This is a genomic window from Enterobacter genomosp. O, assembly GCF_001022965.1.
GTDB classification, from domain to species: domain Bacteria; phylum Pseudomonadota; class Gammaproteobacteria; order Enterobacterales; family Enterobacteriaceae; genus Enterobacter; species Enterobacter cloacae_L.
Genome location: NZ_LECZ01000026.1, coordinates 451408 through 471456 on the forward strand (window position 1 = coordinate 451408; position 20049 = coordinate 471456).

21 protein-coding genes are annotated in these 20049 nt (G+C 55.7%); 14 read left to right on the forward strand and 7 right to left on the reverse strand.

The genetic code is table 11. The features are described 5' to 3' along the window. The first annotated feature begins 15 nt into the window (after positions 1-15). From infB to mtr, 9 genes are all read left to right on the forward strand, one after another. Positions 16-2703, forward strand: a complete 2688-nt coding sequence (gene infB / locus ABR39_RS15965) for a translation initiation factor IF-2 (RefSeq protein ID WP_047347714.1) — start codon at positions 16-18, stop codon at positions 2701-2703. Between the two features lie 89 nt (positions 2704-2792). Then, on the forward strand, positions 2793-3197 hold the full coding sequence (rbfA, locus tag ABR39_RS15970) for a 30S ribosome-binding factor RbfA (protein ID WP_003024988.1): 405 nt from the start codon (positions 2793-2795) through the stop codon (positions 3195-3197). Continuing rightward, positions 3197-4147: a tRNA pseudouridine(55) synthase TruB gene (gene truB / locus ABR39_RS15975; protein WP_047347715.1), complete on the forward strand. Its 951-nt coding sequence runs from the start codon at positions 3197-3199 to the stop codon at positions 4145-4147. Before rbfA ends, truB begins: the two co-directional genes overlap by 1 nt. 154 nt (positions 4148-4301) lie before the next feature. Next, positions 4302-4571, forward strand: a complete 270-nt coding sequence (rpsO, locus tag ABR39_RS15980) for a 30S ribosomal protein S15 (protein WP_003861789.1) — start codon at positions 4302-4304, stop codon at positions 4569-4571. A 242-nt stretch (positions 4572-4813) separates the two neighbouring features. Next, the gene (gene pnp / locus ABR39_RS15985) at positions 4814-6952 is read left to right on the forward strand and encodes a polyribonucleotide nucleotidyltransferase (protein ID WP_047347716.1); all 2139 of its coding nucleotides are present in this window, start codon (positions 4814-4816) and stop codon (positions 6950-6952) included. Between the two features lie 108 nt (positions 6953-7060). Then, positions 7061-7945: a lipoprotein NlpI gene (gene nlpI, locus ABR39_RS15990; protein WP_017693920.1), complete on the forward strand. Its 885-nt coding sequence runs from the start codon at positions 7061-7063 to the stop codon at positions 7943-7945. 107 nt (positions 7946-8052) lie between these two features. Then, positions 8053-8133, forward strand: a complete 81-nt coding sequence (gene yrbN, locus ABR39_RS25690; protein WP_097397692.1) for a protein YrbN — start codon at positions 8053-8055, stop codon at positions 8131-8133. Then, positions 8126-10024 carry a DEAD/DEAH family ATP-dependent RNA helicase gene (locus ABR39_RS15995; RefSeq protein ID WP_047347717.1) on the forward strand — a complete coding sequence of 633 codons (1899 nt, stop codon included), beginning with the start codon at positions 8126-8128 and terminating at the stop codon, positions 10022-10024. Before yrbN ends, ABR39_RS15995 begins: the two co-directional genes overlap by 8 nt. Before the next feature lie 142 nt (positions 10025-10166). Continuing rightward, entirely contained in the window at positions 10167-11411 is a 1245-nt protein-coding gene (gene mtr / locus ABR39_RS16000; RefSeq protein ID WP_028014544.1) for a tryptophan permease, read from the forward strand. A gap of 85 nt (positions 11412-11496) precedes the next feature. Here the strand turns inward: mtr and ABR39_RS16005 are convergent, their stop codons facing one another. The 3 genes from ABR39_RS16005 to ubiU all read right to left on the reverse strand — a co-directional run bounded on the left by ABR39_RS16005 (position 11497) and on the right by ubiU (position 14464). Further along, entirely contained in the window at positions 11497-12504 is a 1008-nt protein-coding gene (locus ABR39_RS16005) for a luciferase-like monooxygenase (protein WP_047347718.1), read from the reverse strand. 78 nt (positions 12505-12582) lie between these two features. Next, complete coding sequence (locus tag ABR39_RS16010) at positions 12583-13461, reverse strand: U32 family peptidase (RefSeq protein ID WP_047347719.1); 879 nt, start codon at positions 13459-13461, stop codon at positions 12583-12585. A gap of 7 nt (positions 13462-13468) precedes the next feature. After that, the gene (gene ubiU, locus ABR39_RS16015; RefSeq protein WP_028017054.1) at positions 13469-14464 is read right to left on the reverse strand and encodes a ubiquinone anaerobic biosynthesis protein UbiU; all 996 of its coding nucleotides are present in this window, start codon (positions 14462-14464) and stop codon (positions 13469-13471) included. 211 nt (positions 14465-14675) lie between these two features. Here ubiU and ubiT point away from each other — a divergent pair, with 211 nt between their 5' ends. After that, positions 14676-15200: a ubiquinone anaerobic biosynthesis accessory factor UbiT gene (gene ubiT / locus ABR39_RS16020; RefSeq protein ID WP_047347720.1), complete on the forward strand. Its 525-nt coding sequence runs from the start codon at positions 14676-14678 to the stop codon at positions 15198-15200. Further along, positions 15194-15697, forward strand: coding sequence for a GNAT family N-acetyltransferase (locus tag ABR39_RS16025; RefSeq protein WP_047347721.1), 504 nt, complete (start codon positions 15194-15196; stop codon positions 15695-15697). The genes ubiT and ABR39_RS16025 overlap by 7 nt, the downstream gene beginning before the upstream one ends. Here the strand turns inward: ABR39_RS16025 and ABR39_RS16030 are convergent. Beyond that, a complete protein-coding gene (locus ABR39_RS16030; protein WP_023309323.1) occupies positions 15684-16013 on the reverse strand; it encodes a GIY-YIG nuclease family protein in 330 nt (109 codons plus the stop codon). The two genes, ABR39_RS16025 and ABR39_RS16030, sit on opposite strands and share 14 nt — an antisense overlap. A gap of 14 nt (positions 16014-16027) precedes the next feature. Here ABR39_RS16030 and ABR39_RS16035 point away from each other — a divergent pair, with 14 nt between their 5' ends. Then, the gene (locus ABR39_RS16035; RefSeq protein WP_047347722.1) at positions 16028-16462 is read left to right on the forward strand and encodes a YhbP family protein; all 435 of its coding nucleotides are present in this window, start codon (positions 16028-16030) and stop codon (positions 16460-16462) included. Here the strand turns inward: ABR39_RS16035 and ABR39_RS16040 are convergent. Beyond that, positions 16442-16960 (reverse strand): type 1 glutamine amidotransferase domain-containing protein, encoded by a 519-nt coding sequence (locus tag ABR39_RS16040; RefSeq protein WP_008501486.1) that lies wholly within the window; start codon positions 16958-16960, stop codon positions 16442-16444. The two genes, ABR39_RS16035 and ABR39_RS16040, sit on opposite strands and share 21 nt — an antisense overlap. 128 nt (positions 16961-17088) lie before the next feature. Here ABR39_RS16040 and ABR39_RS16045 point away from each other — a divergent pair, with 128 nt between their 5' ends. After that, positions 17089-17733 (forward strand): NAD(P)H-binding protein, encoded by a 645-nt coding sequence (locus tag ABR39_RS16045; RefSeq protein WP_047347723.1) that lies wholly within the window; start codon positions 17089-17091, stop codon positions 17731-17733. 40 nt (positions 17734-17773) lie between these two features. Then, on the forward strand, positions 17774-18811 hold the full coding sequence (locus ABR39_RS16050; RefSeq protein WP_047347724.1) for a permease: 1038 nt from the start codon (positions 17774-17776) through the stop codon (positions 18809-18811). A gap of 51 nt (positions 18812-18862) precedes the next feature. Here ABR39_RS16050 and dolP read toward each other — a convergent pair whose 3' ends face one another. Both dolP and diaA read right to left on the reverse strand, forming a co-directional pair. Then, positions 18863-19438, reverse strand: a complete 576-nt coding sequence (gene dolP, locus ABR39_RS16055; RefSeq protein WP_008501489.1) for a division/outer membrane stress-associated lipid-binding lipoprotein — start codon at positions 19436-19438, stop codon at positions 18863-18865. 9 nt (positions 19439-19447) lie between these two features. After that, positions 19448-20038 carry a DnaA initiator-associating protein DiaA gene (gene diaA / locus ABR39_RS25695; protein ID WP_003861754.1) on the reverse strand — a complete coding sequence of 197 codons (591 nt, stop codon included), beginning with the start codon at positions 20036-20038 and terminating at the stop codon, positions 19448-19450. Positions 20039-20049 lie beyond the last annotated feature (11 nt).

Sequence of the window (20049 nt, forward strand, 5' to 3'; positions counted from 1 at the left end):
GCAGGAAGGAACAGCATGACTGATGTAACTGTAAAATCGCTGGCTGCTGAGATTCAGACCTCCGTGGACCGCCTGGTACAGCAATTTGCTGATGCAGGGATCCCGAAGTCCGCTGATGACTCGGTGACCGCGCAAGAAAAACAAACCTTGTTAACGCATCTGAACCGCGAACACGGTTCTACGCCTGACAAGTTAACGCTGCAGCGCAAAACGCGCAGCACGTTAAACATCCCTGGTACCGGTGGCAAAAGCAAATCGGTACAAATTGAAGTCCGCAAGACGCGCACCTTTGTAAAACGTGATCCGCAAGAGGCAGAACGCCTTGCCGCGGAAGAGCAGGCACAGCGTGAAGCGGAAGAACAAGCTCAGCGTGAGGCGGAAGCAACCGCTAAACGTGAAGCAGAATTAAAAGCTGAACGTGAGGCCGCAGAAAAAGCGAAACGCGACGCAAGTGATAAAGCGAAGCGTGACGCTGCGGAAAAAGACAAAGTGAGCAATCAACAGACAGACGAAATGACAAAAACCGCCCAGGCTGAAAAAGCCCGCCGTGAAAATGAAGCTGCCGAGCTGAAGCGTAAAGCGGAAGAAGAAGCCCGCCGCAAGCTGGAAGAAGAAGCTCGCCGCGTGGCCGAAGAAGCGCGCCGTATGGCAGAAGAAAACGAGAAGAACGGTGTGAATGTCGCTGAAACGACTGAAGATACCAGCGACTATCACGTGACCACTTCTCAGCATGCGCGTCAGGCTGAAGATGACAACGACCGTGAGGTTGAAGGTGGCCGCAGCCGTACTCGCAGCACCAAAGCTGCACGCCCGGCGAAAAAAGGCAACAAGCACGCTGAATCCAAAGCTGACCGTGAAGAAGCACGCGCAGCCGTTCGTGGTGGTAAAGGCGGTAAGCGTAAAGGTTCCGCTCTGCAGCAGGGCTTCCAGAAGCCTGCTCAGGCCGTTAACCGTGACGTTGTGATTGGCGAAACCATCACCGTTGGCGATCTGGCGAACAAGATGGCCGTTAAAGGCTCTCAGGTCATCAAAGCGATGATGAAGCTGGGCGCTATGGCAACCATCAACCAGGTCATCGACCAGGAAACTGCACAGCTGGTTGCTGAAGAGATGGGCCACAAAGTTATCCTGCGTCGTGAAAACGAGCTGGAAGAAGCGGTAATGAGCGACCGTGACACAGGTGCTGCGGCTGAACCGCGCGCACCGGTTGTGACCATCATGGGTCACGTTGACCACGGTAAAACCTCTCTGCTCGACTACATTCGTTCTACGAAGGTTGCCTCTGGTGAAGCGGGTGGTATTACCCAGCACATCGGTGCTTACCACGTAGAGACAGAAAATGGCATGATCACCTTCCTGGATACCCCAGGCCACGCAGCGTTTACCTCAATGCGTGCTCGTGGTGCTCAGGCTACGGATATCGTTGTACTGGTTGTTGCAGCAGACGACGGCGTGATGCCACAGACCATCGAAGCTATTCAGCACGCGAAAGCGGCGCAGGTGCCTCTGGTTGTTGCAGTCAACAAAATCGATAAGCCAGAAGCCGATATGGACCGCGTGAAGAACGAACTGTCTCAGTACGGTGTTATGCCGGAAGAGTGGGGCGGTGAAGCGCAGTTCATCCCAGTATCTGCTAAAGCGGGTACTGGTATTGACGACCTGCTGAACGCTATCCTGCTGCAGGCTGAAGTTCTGGAGCTGAAAGCGATCCGTAACGGTATGGCGAGCGGCGCGGTGATCGAATCCTTCCTGGATAAAGGTCGTGGTCCGGTTGCCACTGTTCTGGTTCGCGAAGGTACCCTGAACAAGGGCGACATCGTTCTGTGTGGCTTCGAATACGGCCGCGTTCGTGCAATGCGTAACGAACTGGGTCAGGAAGTGCTGGAAGCGGGTCCGTCCATTCCAGTTGAAATCCTGGGTCTGTCCGGTGTTCCGGCTGCCGGTGATGAAGTGACCGTTGTGCGTGACGAGAAGAAAGCGCGTGAAGTGGCGCTGTATCGTCAGGGCAAATTCCGCGAAGTTAAACTGGCTCGTCAGCAGAAATCTAAACTCGAGAACATGTTTGCTAACATGACCGAGGGTGAAGTTCACGAAGTGAACGTTGTTCTGAAAGCCGACGTTCAGGGTTCTGTGGAAGCGATCTCCGACTCCTTGCTGAAACTGTCTACCGACGAAGTTAAAGTGAAGATCATCGGTTCTGGCGTAGGTGGTATCACCGAAACCGACGCCACCCTGGCTGCTGCCTCCAACGCGATCCTGGTTGGCTTCAACGTTCGTGCTGACGCCTCTGCGCGTAAAGTTATCGACGCTGAAAGTCTGGATCTGCGTTACTACTCCGTCATCTATAACCTGATTGACGAAGTGAAAGCAGCAATGAGCGGCATGCTGTCGCCAGAGCTGAAACAGCAGATCATCGGTCTGGCTGAAGTGCGTGACGTGTTCAAATCACCGAAATTCGGTGCGATCGCGGGCTGTATGGTTACCGAAGGTACCATCAAGCGTCACAACCCAATCCGCGTCCTGCGTGACAACGTGGTTATCTACGAAGGCGAGCTGGAATCCCTGCGCCGCTTCAAAGATGACGTCAACGAAGTCCGTAACGGCATGGAATGTGGTATCGGCGTGAAGAACTACAACGACGTTCGCGTTGGCGATATGATCGAAGTGTTCGAGATCATCGAAATTCAGCGTACCATCGCTTAATTACCGATTGTAAGCCGGGAACGCCTCGCGCCACCCGGCAATAATTTCAAAAAGGGGCTTTAGCCCCTTTTTTGTCTGGAGAATTTATTATGGCGAAAGAATTTGGTCGCCCACAGCGCGTAGCGCAGGAAATGCAGAAAGAGATCGCACTCATTCTGCAACGTGAAATTAAAGACCCACGCGTTGGCATGATGACCACCGTTTCCGGTGTGGAAATGTCCCGTGACCTGGCCTATGCCAAAGTGTTCGTCACCTTCCTGAACGATCAGGACGAAGCCGCAGTGAAAAACGGCATTAAAGCGCTGCAGGAAGCTTCTGGTTTCATCCGCTCTCTGCTCGGCAAAGCGATGCGCCTGCGTATCGTGCCTGAACTGACCTTCTTCTACGACAACTCGCTGGTCGAAGGTATGCGTATGTCCAACCTGGTGACCAGCGTGGTTAAACATGACGATGAGCGTCGTGTTAACCCGGCGGACGACAGCAAGGAGGACTAATGAGTCGTCCTCGTCGTCGTGGTCGCGACGTGCATGGTGTGCTGCTGCTGGATAAACCCCAGGGCGCTTCCAGTAACGACGTGCTGCAAAAAGTTAAGCGTATTTTTAACGCCAACCGTGCGGGCCACACCGGCGCGCTCGATCCGCTGGCAACCGGTATGCTGCCGGTCTGTCTGGGAGAGGCAACAAAGTTTTCCCAGTACCTGCTCGACTCCGATAAGCGTTATCGCGTCATCGCTAAACTGGGCCAGCGCACGGATACCTCCGATGCGGATGGCCAGGTGGTGGAAGAACGCTCGGTGACGTTCAGCCCTGAACAGCTTGATGCCGCGCTGGAGAGTTTCCGCGGGGACACGATGCAGGTGCCGTCGATGTATTCGGCGCTGAAATATCAGGGCAAAAAACTCTACGAATATGCGCGTCAGGGCATTGAAGTCCCGCGTGAAGCACGCCCGATAACAGTGTATGAGTTGCTCTTTATTCGCCACGAAGGTGACGAGCTGGAGCTGGAAGTACACTGTTCTAAAGGGACGTATATTCGCACCATTATCGATGACCTTGGAGAAAAGCTGGGCTGCGGCGCGCATGTGATTTACCTGCGCCGACTGGCGGTGAGCAAATATCCGGTCGAGCGGATGGTGACCCTGGAACAGCTGCGCGAGCTGGTTGAACAGGCGGAATCTCAGGGGGTTGCATCGGCAGATTTGCTCGATCCCCTGCTGATGCCGATGGACAGTCCGGCAGCAGACTTCCCGGTCGTTAATCTTCCTTTAACATCGTCCGTTTACTTTAAGAACGGCAACCCGGTTCGTACGGCGGAAGCGCCGCTGGAAGGGCTGGTCCGCGTCACCGAGGGTGACGAAGGCAAGTTCATCGGGATGGGCGAAATGGATGGCGAAGGGCGTGTTGCGCCGCGTCGTCTGGTCGTCGAATATCCGGTCGAAGCGTGACGGCGATAACGGCTCACCTTGCGATAAGCAGGGGAGACGAGTAGAATATCGCCGCTTAACGCCTGGTAAATTGTTTAACAATCTGCGGGGCGTACATTGGATTGCTGAATTAGAGATCGGCATCCTTACATTCTTTATACTTTGGAGTTTGAAAATGTCTCTAAGCGTTGAAGCTAAAGCTAAAATCGTTTCTGAGTTTGGTCGTGGTACTAACGACAGCGGTTCTACCGAAGTTCAGGTTGCACTGCTGACTGCACAGATTAACCACCTGCAGGGTCACTTTGCAGAGCACAAAAAAGATCACCACAGCCGTCGTGGTCTGCTGCGTATGGTTTCTCAGCGTCGTAAACTGCTCGACTACCTGAAACGTAAAGATGTTGCACGCTACACCGCGCTGATCGAGCGTCTGGGTCTGCGTCGCTAAGTCTTGCGAGTTTCAGAAAAGGGGGCCTGATGGCCCCTTTTTTCAACCAGACGGCAGCAATTCACTGGAAACTATTGTATTGTTGCTATAAATGATCTTCATTGCAGAGGTTCGCGCGGCTAATGAGAGGCTTCACCCATGGGGGTGTTGGTTGTCATTAGTCGCGAGGATGCGAAGAAGGTCGGGTTAAATCGACAGCACACCGGTGGTGTGCTGTCAAACATTTAAGAAAGGACAGAACTTTGCTGAATCCGATCGTTCGTAAATTCCAGTATGGTCAACATACCGTCACGCTGGAAACCGGTATGATGGCACGTCAGGCTACTGCTGCCGTTATGGTAAGCATGGATGACACCGCGGTATTCGTTACCGTAGTTGGCCAGAAAAAAGCTAAACCAGGTCAGGACTTCTTCCCGCTGACCGTTAACTACCAGGAGCGTACCTACGCTGCCGGTAAAATCCCGGGTGGTTTCTTCCGTCGTGAAGGCCGTCCAAGCGAAGGCGAAACCCTGATTGCGCGTCTGATTGACCGCCCGGTTCGTCCGCTGTTCCCGGAAGGCTTCGTTAACGAAGTGCAGGTTATTGCGACCGTTGTTTCCGTTAACCCACAGGTTAACCCGGACATCGTGGCGATGATCGGTGCATCCGCTGCCCTGTCACTGTCTGGTATTCCATTCAATGGCCCAATCGGTGCAGCGCGCGTTGGCTACATCAATGACCAGTATGTGCTGAACCCAACCCAGGAAGAGCTGAAAGAAAGTAAGCTGGACCTGGTTGTTGCGGGTACTGAAGCCGCTGTGCTGATGGTTGAATCCGAAGCTGAACTCCTGAGCGAAGATCAGATGCTGGGCGCAGTGGTCTTCGGCCACGATCAGCAGCAGGTTGTTATCCAGAACATCAACGACCTGGTGAAAGAAGCCGGTAAACCACGTTGGGACTGGCAGCCAGAAGCGGTAAACGACGCGCTGAACGCACGCGTTGCTGCACTGGCAGAATCTCGCCTGAGCGATGCATACCGTATCACTGACAAACAGGAGCGTTATGCTCAGGTTGACGTGATCAAGTCTGAAACTATTGCGACGCTGGTTGCTGAAGACGAAGCGCTGGATGCTAACGAGCTGAGCGAAATTCTGCACGCAATCGAGAAAAACGTTGTTCGTAGCCGCGTTCTGGCAGGCGAGCCGCGTATCGATGGCCGTGAAAAAGACATGATCCGTGGTCTGGATGTGCGTACTGGCGTACTGCCACGTACTCACGGTTCTGCACTGTTCACCCGTGGCGAAACGCAGGCGCTGGTTACTGCAACGCTGGGTACCGCGCGTGATGCACAGAACATCGACGAACTGATGGGCGAGCGTACTGACAGCTTCCTGTTCCACTATAACTTCCCTCCGTACTCCGTAGGTGAAACCGGTATGGTGGGTTCGCCTAAGCGTCGTGAAATTGGTCACGGTCGTCTGGCGAAGCGCGGCGTGCTGGCAGTGATGCCAGAAGCGGATAAATTCCCGTACACCGTTCGTGTGGTTTCTGAAATCACCGAATCCAACGGTTCTTCTTCCATGGCTTCCGTGTGTGGCGCATCTCTGGCGCTGATGGATGCAGGCGTGCCGATCAAAGCCGCTGTTGCGGGTATCGCAATGGGCCTGGTGAAAGAAGGCGACAACTATGTTGTTCTGTCTGACATTCTGGGCGACGAAGATCACCTGGGCGATATGGACTTCAAAGTGGCGGGTTCCCGCGACGGTATCTCTGCTCTGCAGATGGATATCAAAATTGAAGGTATCACCAAAGAGATCATGCAGGCTGCTCTGAACCAGGCTAAAGGTGCGCGTCTGCACATCCTGGGCGTGATGGAACAGGCGATTAACGCGCCACGCGGCGACATTTCCCAGTTCGCACCGCGTATCCACACCATCAAGATCAATCCAGACAAGATCAAAGATGTTATCGGTAAGGGCGGTTCCGTAATCCGTGCACTGACCGAAGAGACTGGCACCACTATCGAAATCGAAGATGACGGTACTGTGAAAATTGCAGCAACCGACGGCGAGAAAGCGAAATTCGCCATTCGTCGCATCGAAGAAATCACGGCAGAAATTGAAGTGGGCCGCGTCTACGCAGGTAAAGTGACCCGTATCGTTGACTTTGGCGCGTTTGTTGCCATCGGTGGCGGTAAAGAAGGTCTGGTCCACATCTCTCAGATCGCTGATAAGCGTGTTGAGAAAGTGACCGATTACCTGCAGATGGGTCAGGAAGTACCGGTTAAAGTTCTGGAAGTTGATCGCCAGGGCCGCATCCGTCTGAGCATTAAAGAAGCAACTGAGCAGTCTCAGCCAGCTGCTGCGCCAGAAGCACAGGCAGCAGAACAGCAAGGCGAGTAAGTTGCAATTTGCCCTCCGCTTTGCGGAGGGCCTATTATCAGGCAGGACGCCTTGTTAAGCCGCCGGGGGACAGGACGTTCATCCAATTGTTGTCTTCGGGAGTGGGAAATGAAGCCTTTTTTGCGCTGGTGTTTCGTTGCGACAGCTTTAACGCTGGCAGGATGCAGCAACTCTGCCTGGCGTAAGAGCGAAGTCCTCGCAGTGCCATTGCAACCGACTTTGCAGCAGGAAGTGATCCTGGCACGCATGGAACAAATACTTGCCAGTCGGGCTTTAACCGATGACGAACGCGCACAGCTTTTATATGAGCGCGGAGTGTTGTATGATAGTCTCGGTCTGAGGGCATTAGCGCGAAATGATTTTTCACAAGCGCTGGCAATCCGACCTGATATGCCTGAAGTATTCAATTACTTAGGCATTTATTTAACGCAGGCAGGCAATTTTGATGCTGCCTATGAAGCGTTTGATTCTGTACTTGAGCTTGATCCAACTTACAACTACGCGCACTTGAATCGCGGTATCGCATTGTATTACGGCGGTCGTGATAAGTTAGCGCAAGATGATCTGCTGGCGTTTTATCAAGACGATCCTAATGATCCTTTCCGTAGCCTGTGGCTTTACATCGTTGAGCAGAAGCTCGATGAGAAGCAGGCAAAAGAGGCACTGAAACAGCGCTTCGATAAATCGGACAAGGAACAGTGGGGATGGAACATTGTCGAGTTCTACCTGGGCAACATTAGCGAAGCAACGCTGATGGAACGCCTCAAGGCGGACGCAACGGATAACACCTCGCTCGCTGAGCATCTCAGTGAAACCAACTTCTATTTAGGTAAGTACTACCTAAGTCTGGGGGATATGGACAGCGCTACGGCACTGTTCAAATTAGCGGTTGCTAACAACGTACACAACTTCGTTGAGCACCGTTATGCATTGTTGGAATTATCGCTCTTGGGCCAGGAGCAAGACGACCTGGCAGAATCGGACCAGCAATAGCTGACGACATAGACATCAGCCCGTAATCTTTTGATTGCCATCATCTTAACTGGTGAGGGCGTTGTTGTTCGTCAATACACCTACTTTGAGCCGGTTCACACTTTTCAATGAAAATTGCTAATCATTTTCACGATGAGCTAAGTAGACTGGCCGCCATTAATATCGAGGCACTTGTACTACATGGCTGAATTCGAAACCACTTTTGCAGATCTGGGCCTGAAGGCTCCTATCCTTGAAGCCCTTAACGATCTGGGTTACGAAAAACCATCTCCGATCCAGGCTGAGTGTATCCCACACCTGCTTTCTGGTCGTGACGTGCTGGGCATGGCCCAGACTGGTAGCGGTAAAACTGCAGCATTCTCGCTGCCGCTGCTGAACAACATTGATCCGGACCTGCGTGCACCGCAGATCCTCGTCCTGGCTCCAACCCGTGAACTGGCTGTTCAGGTTGCAGAAGCAATGACGGAATTCTCTAAACATATGCGCGGCGTAAACGTGGTAGCCCTGTACGGCGGCCAGCGTTATGACGTGCAGTTACGCGCCCTGCGCCAGGGTCCACAGATTGTTGTCGGTACGCCGGGCCGTCTGCTGGATCACCTGAAGCGCGGTACTCTGGACCTCTCTAAACTGAGCGGCCTGGTACTGGATGAAGCAGATGAAATGCTGCGTATGGGCTTCATCGAAGACGTCGAAACCATCATGGCGCAGATCCCGGAAGGTCATCAGACCGCGCTGTTCTCTGCCACCATGCCAGAAGCGATTCGTCGTATCACCAAACGCTTCATGAAAGATCCTCAGGAAGTGCGCATTCAGTCAAGCGTAACCACTCGCCCGGACATCAGCCAGAGCTACTGGTCTGTGTACGGCATGCGCAAAAACGAAGCGCTGGTACGTTTCCTTGAAGCGGAAGATTTTGATGCGGCGATTATCTTCGTTCGTACCAAAAACGCGACCCTGGAAGTGGCTGAAGCACTGGAGCGCAGCGGTTACAACAGCGCAGCGCTGAACGGCGACATGAACCAGGCCCTGCGTGAGCAGACTCTGGAGCGTCTGAAAGACGGTCGTCTGGATATCCTGATTGCAACCGACGTGGCAGCACGTGGTCTGGACGTTGAACGTATCAGCCTGGTTGTAAACTACGACATCCCAATGGATTCTGAGTCTTACGTTCACCGTATCGGTCGTACCGGTCGTGCGGGTCGTGCTGGTCGTGCGCTGCTGTTCGTTGAGAACCGCGAGCGTCGTCTGCTGCGTAACATTGAACGCACCATGAAGCTGACCATTCCAGAAGCTGACCTGCCAAACGCAGATCTGCTGGGCAAACGCCGTCTGGAAAAATTCGCCGCGAAAGTACAGCAGCAGCTGGAAAGCAGCGATCTGGATCAGTACCGTGCGCTGCTGTCGCAGATTCAGCCTACCGCTGAAGGCGAAGAGCTGGACATGGAAACCCTGGCTGCAGCACTGCTGAAAATGGCTCAGGGCGAACGTAGCCTGATCGTGCCACCAGATGCGCCGATGCGTCCTAAGCGTGAATTCCGTGACCGTGACGATCGTTTCGAACGTCGTGGCGACCGTAATGACCGCAATGACCGTGGCCCACGTGGTGACCGTCCAGAGCGTGGCGGTGAAGATCGTCCACGTCGTGAACGCCGTGACGCGGGTGACATGGAACTGTACCGCATTGAAGTGGGCCGTGATGATGGTGTTGAAGTTCGTCACATCGTTGGCGCGATCGCTAACGAAGGCGACATCAGCAGCCGTTACATTGGTAACATCAAGCTGTTCGCTTCCCACTCTACCATCGAACTGCCAAAAGGCATGCCGGGTGAAGTACTGCAGCACTTTACGCGTACCCGCATCCTGAACAAGCCGATGAACATGCAGCTGATGGGCGATGCACAGCCACGCCCTGACCGCGGTGGTGAACGTCGTGGCGGTGGTCGCAGCTTCGGTGGCGAACGTCGTGAAGGCGGTCGTAGCGAAGGTCGCGGTGGTGAAGGTCGTCGTTTCTCCGGCGAGCGCCGCGAAAACCGTGGACCACGTCGTGAAGAAGGCACCAGCCGTCGCCGTGACGCGTAAGCCTTACGCAACTGACGTAAAGTAAAATATACAGCCCCGATACACGCTATCGGGGCTTTTTTTATTCCTTTTGTACTCTTGTACTGGTACAGTGCGTCACATTAAAATGCAGAACCGCATTATTGACTGGAGAAAAGGCTGTATGGCGACACTAACCACCACCCAAACGTCACCTTCGCTGCTTGGCGGCGTGGTGATCATCGGCGGAACCATCATTGGTGCCGGGATGTTCTCCCTGCCCGTGGTTATGTCCGGTGCGTGGTTCTTCTGGTCGCTGGCCGCGCTGGTCTTTACCTGGTTCTGCATGCTCCATTCCGGGCTGATGATCCTTGAAGCGAACCTGAACTACCGCATTGGCTCCAGCTTCGACACCATCACCAAAGATCTGTTAGGCAAAGGCTGGAACCTGGTGAATGGACTGTCCATCGCGTTTGTGCTCTATATCCTGACCTATGCGTATATCTCGGCGAGCGGCTCGATTCTGCATCACACCTTCTCGGAGATGTCGCTGAACGTTCCGGCGCGTCTGGCAGGATTGTGCTTTGCGCTGGGCGTGGCGTTTATCGTCTGGATGAGTACCAAAGCGGTAAGCCGGATGACGGCGATCGTACTGGGTGCAAAGGTTATAACCTTCTTCCTGACGTTCGGCAGCCTGCTGGGGCACGTGACGCCGGCAACGCTGTTTAACGTCGCAGAAGTGAATACCTCCTACACGCCGTATCTGCTGATGACGCTGCCGTTCTGCCTGGCGTCGTTTGGCTACCATGGTAACGTGCCGAGCCTGATGAAATACTACGGCAAGGATCCGCGTACCATTGTGAAGTGCCTGGTCTACGGTACGCTGCTGGCGCTGGGGCTGTACGTCATCTGGCTGCTTGGGACAATGGGCAACATCCCGCGCCCGGAATTTATCGGCATTGCGCAGAAGGGCGGTAATATCGATGTGCTGGTGCAGGCGCTGAGCGGCGTGTTGAACAGCCGCAGTCTGGATCTGCTGCTGGTGGTGTTCTCCAACTTTGCGGTAGCGAGCTCTTTCCTCGGGGTGACGCTGGGCCTGTTTGACTACCTGGCGGATCTGTTTGGCTTTGATGATTCTGCGATGGGGCGCTTCAAAACCGCGCTGCTGACCTTCCTGCCACCGATTGTGGGTGGCCTGCTGTGGCCGAACGGTTTCCTGTATGCCATCGGCTATGCCGGCCTGGCGGCGACCATCTGGGCGGCAATTGTGCCGGCGCTGCTGGCGCGTAAATCACGTAAACGCTTTGGCAGCCCTAAATTCCGCGTCTGGGGCGGCAAGCCGATGATTGCACTGATACTGGTGTTTGGTGTTGGTAACGCGCTGGTCCACGTGCTGTCGAGCTTCAACCTGCTGCCTGTGTATCAGTAAGTTTTTGTGCCGGATGGCGGCTACGCCTTATCCGGCCTACGCGATCCCGTAGGCCCGGTAAGCGAAGCGCCACCGGGCAATAAGGCTACCCCACCAACTCCTCTTTCACCTGCATCGCCAGCTCAAACGAGTGCAAACGCGCCTGGTGATCGAAAATCTGGCCGTTAACCATAATCTCATCGGCCTGCGTCTCGCGCAGCACCGCTTCAAGCCCGTGACGCACCTTCGCCTTATCCCCCACCAGTGACATGCTCAGCGCCTGTTGAACGCCATACTGTTCGGAGGCTGACCACAGCTGGTGCATATTCTCCACCGGCGGCGGAAGCTGGCCCGTCTCACCGCGACGCAGCTTCACAAACGCCTGCTGCATGGAGGTAAACAGGAATTCCGCATCGCGATTGCTGTCGGCGGCAATGATGTTGATACAGACCATCGCGTACGGCTTCTCCAGCCGTTCGGAGGGTTTGAAGTTCGTGCGGTAGAGATGCAGCGCCTGATGCAGCATATCCGGTGCGAAGTGTGAGGCAAACGCAAACGGCAGCCCCAGCTGTGCGGCAAGCTGCGCGCTATAAAGACTTGAGCCTAACAGCCATACCGGGATCTTCTCACCGTAACCCGGCACCGGGCGCACGTGCGGGTTAGGATCGCGCGCGTCGAACCAGTCCACCAGTTCAGCCACATCACGCGGGAAGTTGTCGATATCGCCACTCATATGGCGGCGCAGGGCGCGCATGGTTGGCTGATCGCTGCCCGGCGCACGACCAAGCCCTAAATCTATACGGCCCGGATAGAGCGTATTCAGCGTGCCAAACTGCTCGGCAATCACCAGCGGGGCGTGGTTCGGCAGCATCACGCCGCCGGAGCCCAGATGCAGGGTAGTGGTATTTGCCGCCAGATAGCCGATCAGAACCGAGGTCGCGGCGCTGGCGATGCCCACCATGTTGTGGTGCTCGGCCAGCCAGTAGCGGTGATAGCCACGCTTTTCAGCCAGACGTGCGAGATCCAGAGAGTGGGAAAAGGCCTCTCTTGCCGAGGAGCCTTGTGGGATCGGCGCCAGATCCAGCACCGAAAACGGAATGGTTTTGTCGGTCATAACAGCTCACTTTGTCGACGGTGAATCTTTAATATTGCATTAAAAAATCATAACCGTTGTTAACAAAGTGAGCCTTTTTTACGCCTGCAGCTCCAGCCCGGCGAGACGTTTCCAGTAGCCGTTGCAGTCGCTGTTAGCCTGTAGCGGCAGCGGAGAGGCACCGTTTTCATTGGCGCGGAAGGCATCAAGCATCGCGAACACGCCGGTATCCAGCGGCGACAGCCGAACCATATCCACCAGCCCGTCCATCGATGCCAGCTCATTGCCCAGGTTATAGACATAGCCGCTCATGGTCTGAATGCCGTTCAGGACAAACACCTGTTGATTCTCCTGCGACAGCATGCTGCGGCCGTTCGGGTACTTAATGCAGCAGGTTTCACACTCGTCTTTCGGGCGGTCTTCCGAGCGTGCGGTAAAGCAGCGCGCAGAGTAAGCCAGCGGCAGATGACCGTAGCTTAGCACTTCCACTTCAAACTGATTGCGAATGCCCAGCTCTTCACACTGCGTGAGCAGGTTTGCCAGCCAGTCACGGGAAAGTTCCACCGGCATGCACCAGCGCGTCATTCCCTGCTTGAGCAGCAGGCGCAGGGTCACTGCGTTATAGCAGTTCAACGCGTGGCCCGCGACAAACGGCAGCTTGCGTTCGGCGCATATGTTCACCACGCCCAGATCGCTCGCTTCCAGCAGGAACTCGCCGTTCTCAACGTAGCGTTTTAGTTCGCCCAGTTCAGAAGAAGCCTGAACCAGCGCGAGCGTCGAAAGCACCACCTGTTTGCCGCTTCCGGCGAGGGTTTTCGCCATGTCCAGCCAGTCGCCCACTTTGGTCGCCCGGCGTTTGCTGCACACCGCTTCGCCGAGGTAAATCACATCGGCGCTGCTGGTCGCTGCCTGTTGGTAAAAATCTTCCAGCGTCTCTTTTGGCCAGTAGTAGAGCACTGGCCCTAATGAATATTTCATGATTATCTCACTGCCATTTACGGTGATACGCGCCCAGCGTGGTTTGCGTGCCTTCGGACATCGACCCAAGCGTCTCCATCCACGCCGGCTGCGGGGCGTAGTTCTGCGGATCCGCCATGCAGCGGTCAATGGCCTGACGCCAGACTTTCGCTACCTGGCTCACGTAGGCCGGGCTGCGCTGGCGACCTTCGATTTTCACCGAGGCAATATTGGCCGCCAGCAGTTCCGGCAGCAGCTCCAGCGTGTTGAGGCTGGTGGGCTCTTCCAGCGCGTGGTAGCGCTCGCCGTCGACCAGATAGCGGCCTTTACACAGGGTTGGATAACCGGCGTTTTCACCGTCCTGATAGCGGTCGATCAGCACCTCATTCAGGCGAGATTCCAGCCCCTGCGGCGTTTGCTGCCAGCGGACAAAGCGGGCAGGGGAGCAGGCTCCGACGGTATTAGGCGATTCCCCGGTTAAATAAGACGAGAGATAGCAACGGCCTTCGGCCATGATGCACAGGCTGCCGAAGGCGAAAACTTCCAGCGGCACTGGCGTGACGCGCGCGAGTTGCTTAACCTGATGAATGGAGAGCACGCGCGGCAGCACCACGCGGGCCACGTCAAAGTGTTGATGATAAAAACGTACGGCCTCTTCGTTGGTGGCTGATGCCTGAACAGAGACGTGGCGCTCAATATGGGGATAGCGTTCTGCCGCATACTCAAGCATGGCGAGATCGGCCAGGATCAGCGCATCGGCACCCAGCTGTGCTGCCATATCCACCGCACGCTGCCAGCGGGCGTAGCCGTCAGGATGGGCAAAGGTGTTGATGGCGATATGCAGTTTGCGGCGGTGCTGGTGAACGAAGTTAACGGCTTCCTGAAGCTTTTTCTCCGTAAAGTTGAGGCCAGCAAAATGGCGGGCGTTGGTATCATCCTTCAGCCCGATATAGACCGCATCGGCCCCATTTTCGATGGCCGCCTTAAGCGCCGGAAGGTTTCCGGCAGGGCAGAGCAGCTCCATAATTTATCCTGATGTAGTCGATCGCAAAATTGTTAACGAGCTGGGATTTTAATTAACCCATACGCGACAATTTTTGATTTAAGGCAGCTAATGGCGTATTGATGACACCAATAATGAAGTACGCCGGAGGACGGTTTGTTGATTTACGCCGCTATGTTGTCCTTCGGATATGGCAAAATAGCAGGACTATAGATATCAGGGAGTAAAGCTCGTGCTGGATAAACTGCGTTCACGTCTCGTACAATTTGGACCATCAATGCTGAGCGTGCCGGTAAAACTGGCGCCGTTCGCGCTTAAACGCCAGGTGCTGGAGCAGGTCCTGGGCTGGCAGTTTCGTCAGGCGCTGCAGGATGGCGAGCTGGAATTCCTGGAAGGCCGCTGGTTAAGCATTGAGGTACGCGACATCGGTCTGCGCTGGTTTACCTCTGTTGAGAATGACCAGCTGATCGTACGCGAATCCGCCGACGCGGATGTGAGCTTTAGCGCCAACGCCAGCGATCTGCTGATGATCGCCGCGCGTAAGCAAGACCCGGACACGCTCTTCTTCCAGCGCCGTCTGGTAATTGAGGGCGATACGGAGCTCGGCCTGTACGTTAAGAATTTAATGGATGCCATTGAGCTGGAGCAGATGCCGAAAGCGCTGCGCGTGATGTTAATGCAAATGGCAGATTTCGTTGAGGCCGGGCTGAAAACCCCGCCGGACGGTAAACACACTTCAGTAGGTGAGCCATGCTGATTCGAGTCGAAATTGGGATTGATGCGCCGGGGATCGATGCGTTGCTGCGCCGCTCCTTTGAGAGCGATGCCGAAGCCCAACTGGTCCACGATCTTCGCGAAGACGGCCTGATTACGCTGGGGCTGGTTGCCACCGATGACGAAGGTCAGGTGGTGGGCTATGTTGCCTTCAGTCCGGTAACCGTGCAGGGTGAAGAGCTCCAGTGGGTAGGAATGGCGCCGCTGGCGGTGGATGAAAGCTATCGCGGGCAGGGCCTGGCGCGCCAGCTGGTCTATGAAGGGCTGGATTCGCTCAATGAGTTCGGTTATGCGGCCGTTGTGACGCTGGGCGATCCGGCGTTCTATGGCCGTTTAGGCTTTGAGCAGGCCGCCCATTACGATCTCCGCTGCCGCTGGCCGGGGACGGAATCCGCCTTCCAGGTGCATCGTCTGGCGGACGACGCGCTCAACGGCGTGAATGGCCTGGTAGAGTACCACGACCATTTCAATCGCTTTTAATCAGGCTCTCGCGTAGCGCCTCAAATGAGCCGTCTCCGGTCACGAGGCGCTCTTTCTGGCGCTTAGTCAGCTGCTTAATTCGGTATTCCAGCCTGAGCGCCAGCGATCTGTCGCCCACGGCGGCTGAAAATGCCAGCTGCAATTCCCCTTTTCCCCGCAGCGCCTTCGCCCCTTTCCCCGTTTGATGCTGTAAAAAACGCCGCGCCACATCGGTGGTGATCCCGGTGTAGAGAGCGTTATCAGCGGTTCGGACAAGATAGAGAAACCAGCACACGGTAAACGGATTCAGTATGTTAAGGTGAACGCACCATAGCATGAGAGAGAACGAAAATGGAAACACTGGCCGCCATTAACCGCTGGCTGGCGAAGCAGCATGTCGTCACCTGGTGCGTGTACAGCGAGGGTGAGATGTGGTGTGCAAACGCGTTTTACTACTACGATCCCGAGCGCGTCGCGTTTTACGTCATGAGCGAAGACAAAACGCGTCATGCGCAGATGACCGGCCCGCAGGCAAAGGTGGCGGGCACGGTGAATGGCCAGCCTAAAACGGTGGCGCTGATCCGCGGCGTGCAGTTTAAAGGGGAGATCCGTCGTCTGGACGGAGAAGAGAGCGACGCGCGTCGTAAGCACTACACGCGCCGCTTTCCGGTTGCCGCTGCGCTAAAAGCCCCGGTGTGGGAAATCCGCCTTGATGAGCTGAAATTTACCGACAACACCCTGGGCTTTGGCAAGAAGCTGCACTGGTTACGCGCCGAGCAGGCGTAGCGCTTCGCGGTTAAACGCCGGGAGATCGTCCGGGGTCCGGCTGGTGATCAGCTGATCTTTGTCGTTGACCACTTCCTGATCGTAAAACTCGGCCCCCGCGTTTTTCAGATCGATAACGATCGGCTTCACGGCCGTGAGCTTACGCCCGCGGACAACCTCCGCGCTGATGAGCAACTGCGGGCCGTGACAGATGGCAAAGACCGGTTTGCCGGTCGAGACAAAGTCCCGGGTAAAGGTCACAAAACGCTCGTCCCCGCGCAGGGAATCCGGCGAATGTCCGCCCGGTAACAGCAGGGCGTCAAAATCGGAGGGGCTAACGTTATCGATGGTCTCGTCGATGGTCACGCTGGCCTCGCCCTTATGGCCCTTCACCGTTTTGCCCGCTTCTTTCTCAATGGTGATGACCTCATGTCCCGCCTTGCGGAACGCCTCTGCGGGAGAGGTGAATTCTGAATCTTCAAACTCGTCGGTAATCAAGACTGCGATTTTCTTGCCCATGCTTCCTCCGTTGTTTTGGCTTCAGACTGATTTTTCTCCGCTTGTGGTAAATACTTACCTGTAACAGACTTTTAAGTGTGGTCGACCACGGCGAGTTCGCAAACGGACAATTCTGTAAAGGGGATAAGATGAGTCAGGTACTGATAACAGGCGCAACCGGGCTGGTGGGCGGGCATTTGCTGCGCCTGCTGATTCAGGATCGTCACGTGAACTACATTGCTGCCCCGACGCGGCGCCCGCTCGCGGACGTTTCCGGCGTTTTTAACCCGCACGACCCGCAGCTGACTGACGCGCTGGCGCAGGTACAGGATCCGATTGATATCGCCTTTTGCTGTCTCGGCACGACCAGGCGCGAGGCGGGCAGTAAAGAGGCGTTTGTGCATGCCGACTACACGCTGGTGGTGGATACGGCACTCACGGCCAAAAGGCTGGGGGCCAAACATTTTCTGGTGGTCAGCTCGCTCGGCGCCAGTGCCGGTTCGCCCTTTTTCTACAACAAAGTGAAGGGCAAAATGGAAGAGGCGCTGATTGCCCAGAAGTGGGAGCACCTAACGATTGTTCGCCCCTCCATGCTGCTGGGACACCGCGACGAACGGCGTTTTAACGAGTCAATTTTCGCTCCGCTGTTCCGCATCCTTCCCGGAAACTGGAAATCCGTTGAGGCGCGGGACGTGGCGCGCGCGATGCTGAAAGAGGCGCTTTCCCCTTCGAAGGAAGGGGTGAACATAATACCTTCGGCAAAACTGCGTGAAATCGCACAGGGCGAGGCGTAAACTCCCCCGGCTAATTACCTAATACTCTCCGGGGAATGCTATGACTGGTCAGTCTTCATCTCAGGCGGCAACACCTGTTCAATGGTGGAAGCCCGCACTCTTCTTTCTCGTGGTCATTATTGGCCTCTGGTATGTGAAATGGCAGCCTTACTACGGTAAAGCCTTCACGGCTGCCGAAACGCACAGCATCGGAAAATCTATTCTTGCTCAGGCTGATGCCAGCCCGCTGCAGGCGGCGTGGGATTACGCCATGGTCTACTTCCTTGCCGTCTGGAAAGCCGCCGTTTTAGGCGTCATTCTGGGGTCGCTGATTCAGGTGCTTATTCCGCGTAACTGGCTGGTGAAAACCCTCGGGCAGCCGCGCTTTCAGGGCACGCTGCTGGGGACGATTTTCTCCCTGCCGGGCATGATGTGTTCCTGCTGTGCCGCGCCTGTGGCGGCAGGGATGCGCCGCCAGCGCGTGTCGATGGGCGGCGCGCTGGCGTTCTGGATGGGCAACCCGCTGCTCAACCCGGCGACGCTGGTGTTTATGGGCTTTGTGCTGGGCTGGCATTTCGCGTTCATCCGCCTGGTGGCCGGGCTGCTAACCGTGCTGGTGGTGGCGACGCTGGTGCAAAAATGGGTGAAGGATACTGCCGCAGAACCGGCGTCAGTTGAGCTGGACGTCAGCGAGCCGCAGGGCGGTTTCTTCGCACGCTGGGGTAAGGCGCTATGGCAGCTTTTCTGGAGCACCATCCCGGTCTATATCCTGGCGGTACTGGTGCTGGGGGCGGCGCGCGTCTGGCTGTTCCCGCATGCTGATGGCGCTATCGACAACACGCTGATGTGGGTGATTGCGATGGCCGTTGCAGGCTGCCTGTTCGTTATCCCGACGGCCGCTGAAATTCCGATTGTTCAGACCATGATGCTGGCCGGCATGGGTACCGCGCCTGCGCTGGCGCTGCTTATTACCCTGCCGGCGATCAGTCTGCCGTCGCTCATTATGCTGCGTAAGTCTTTCCCGGCGAAAGCGCTGTGGCTCACCGCAGGTCTGGTGGCGTTGAGCGGGGTGATTGTGGGGAGTATTGCGTTGCTGTAAAAAAAAAGCCCGGTAGCGCTGGCGCTTACCGGGCCTGTAGTCAGGTGTGGCTTACTTGATATAAGTAAACGCGGTGGTCACGTGCTTCACGCCGCTCACACGGCTGGCGATATCGGCCGCCGCTTTCCCTTCACGTTCGGTCACCAGACCCAGCAGGAACACTTCACCGTTTTCAGTCGTCACCTTCACGTTGGAGGATTTCACCTGGTCCGAGCCCAGCAGCTGGGAACGCACTTTGGTGGTGATCCAGGTATCGGATGAGGCATCACCTAAACCAATTGGTTTGCCCTGGCGCACTTCGTTAAACACCTCTGTGGTACCTTCTACGCCCATCGCAATTTGCTTCGCACGAGAGGCGAGTTCCATATTCGGCGCCTGGCCTGCCAGCAGCACTTTGCCCTGATAAGCCGTCACGTTGATACGCGCTTCTTTCTTGATTTGTTCGTCTTTCGACAGCGCACTGTTGACGCGCAGCTCCAGCGTACCGTCATCCACCTGTGTACCCACAGTGCGCGGATCGGTTGCCGCTTTGGTGCCTACCGCGGCGGTACCCACAACGGCCGCAGCGATACATCCCTGAAGCAGTAATGCAGACATAAGGACTGCGAGGGTCGATAAAGCCTTCATAAGAACTCCTTAATCATCCTGGTGAGGGAAAAGCGTGTTATCGATCAAATCACATAAGCAGTTCACCGTGAGCATATGCATCTCCTGAATACGAGCGCTCCGGTGAGACGGAATGCGGATTTCCACATCCTGCGGCCCAAGCAGACCCGCCAGCTCGCCACCGTCATAGCCGGTTAAGGCCACGATAGTCATGTCGCGGGTAACGGCGGCTTCAACGGCTTTGACAATATCCCGGCTGTTGCCGCGCGTGGAGATTGCCAGCAGCACATCTCCGGCATGACCCAGGGCTCGCACCTGCTTTGCGTAAATTTCGTCATGCAGACGATCGTTAGCAATCGCTGTTAAGACCACATTATCGGTATTAAGTGCAATGGCAGGTAAACTCGGGCGTTCTGTTTCAAAACGATTAATCATGCTGGCAGCAAAATGCTGTGCGTTGGCGGCTGACGTGCCGTTGCCACAACAGAGGATTTTGTTGCCGTTAAGCAGGGATTGCACCAGCGTCATCGCGGCACGAGAGATAGCATCCGGAAGGGCTTCCGCCGCGGCAATCTGAGTCTGGATGCTTTCTGTGAAGCACACTTTAATTCTTTCGAGCACGTTATCCCTTT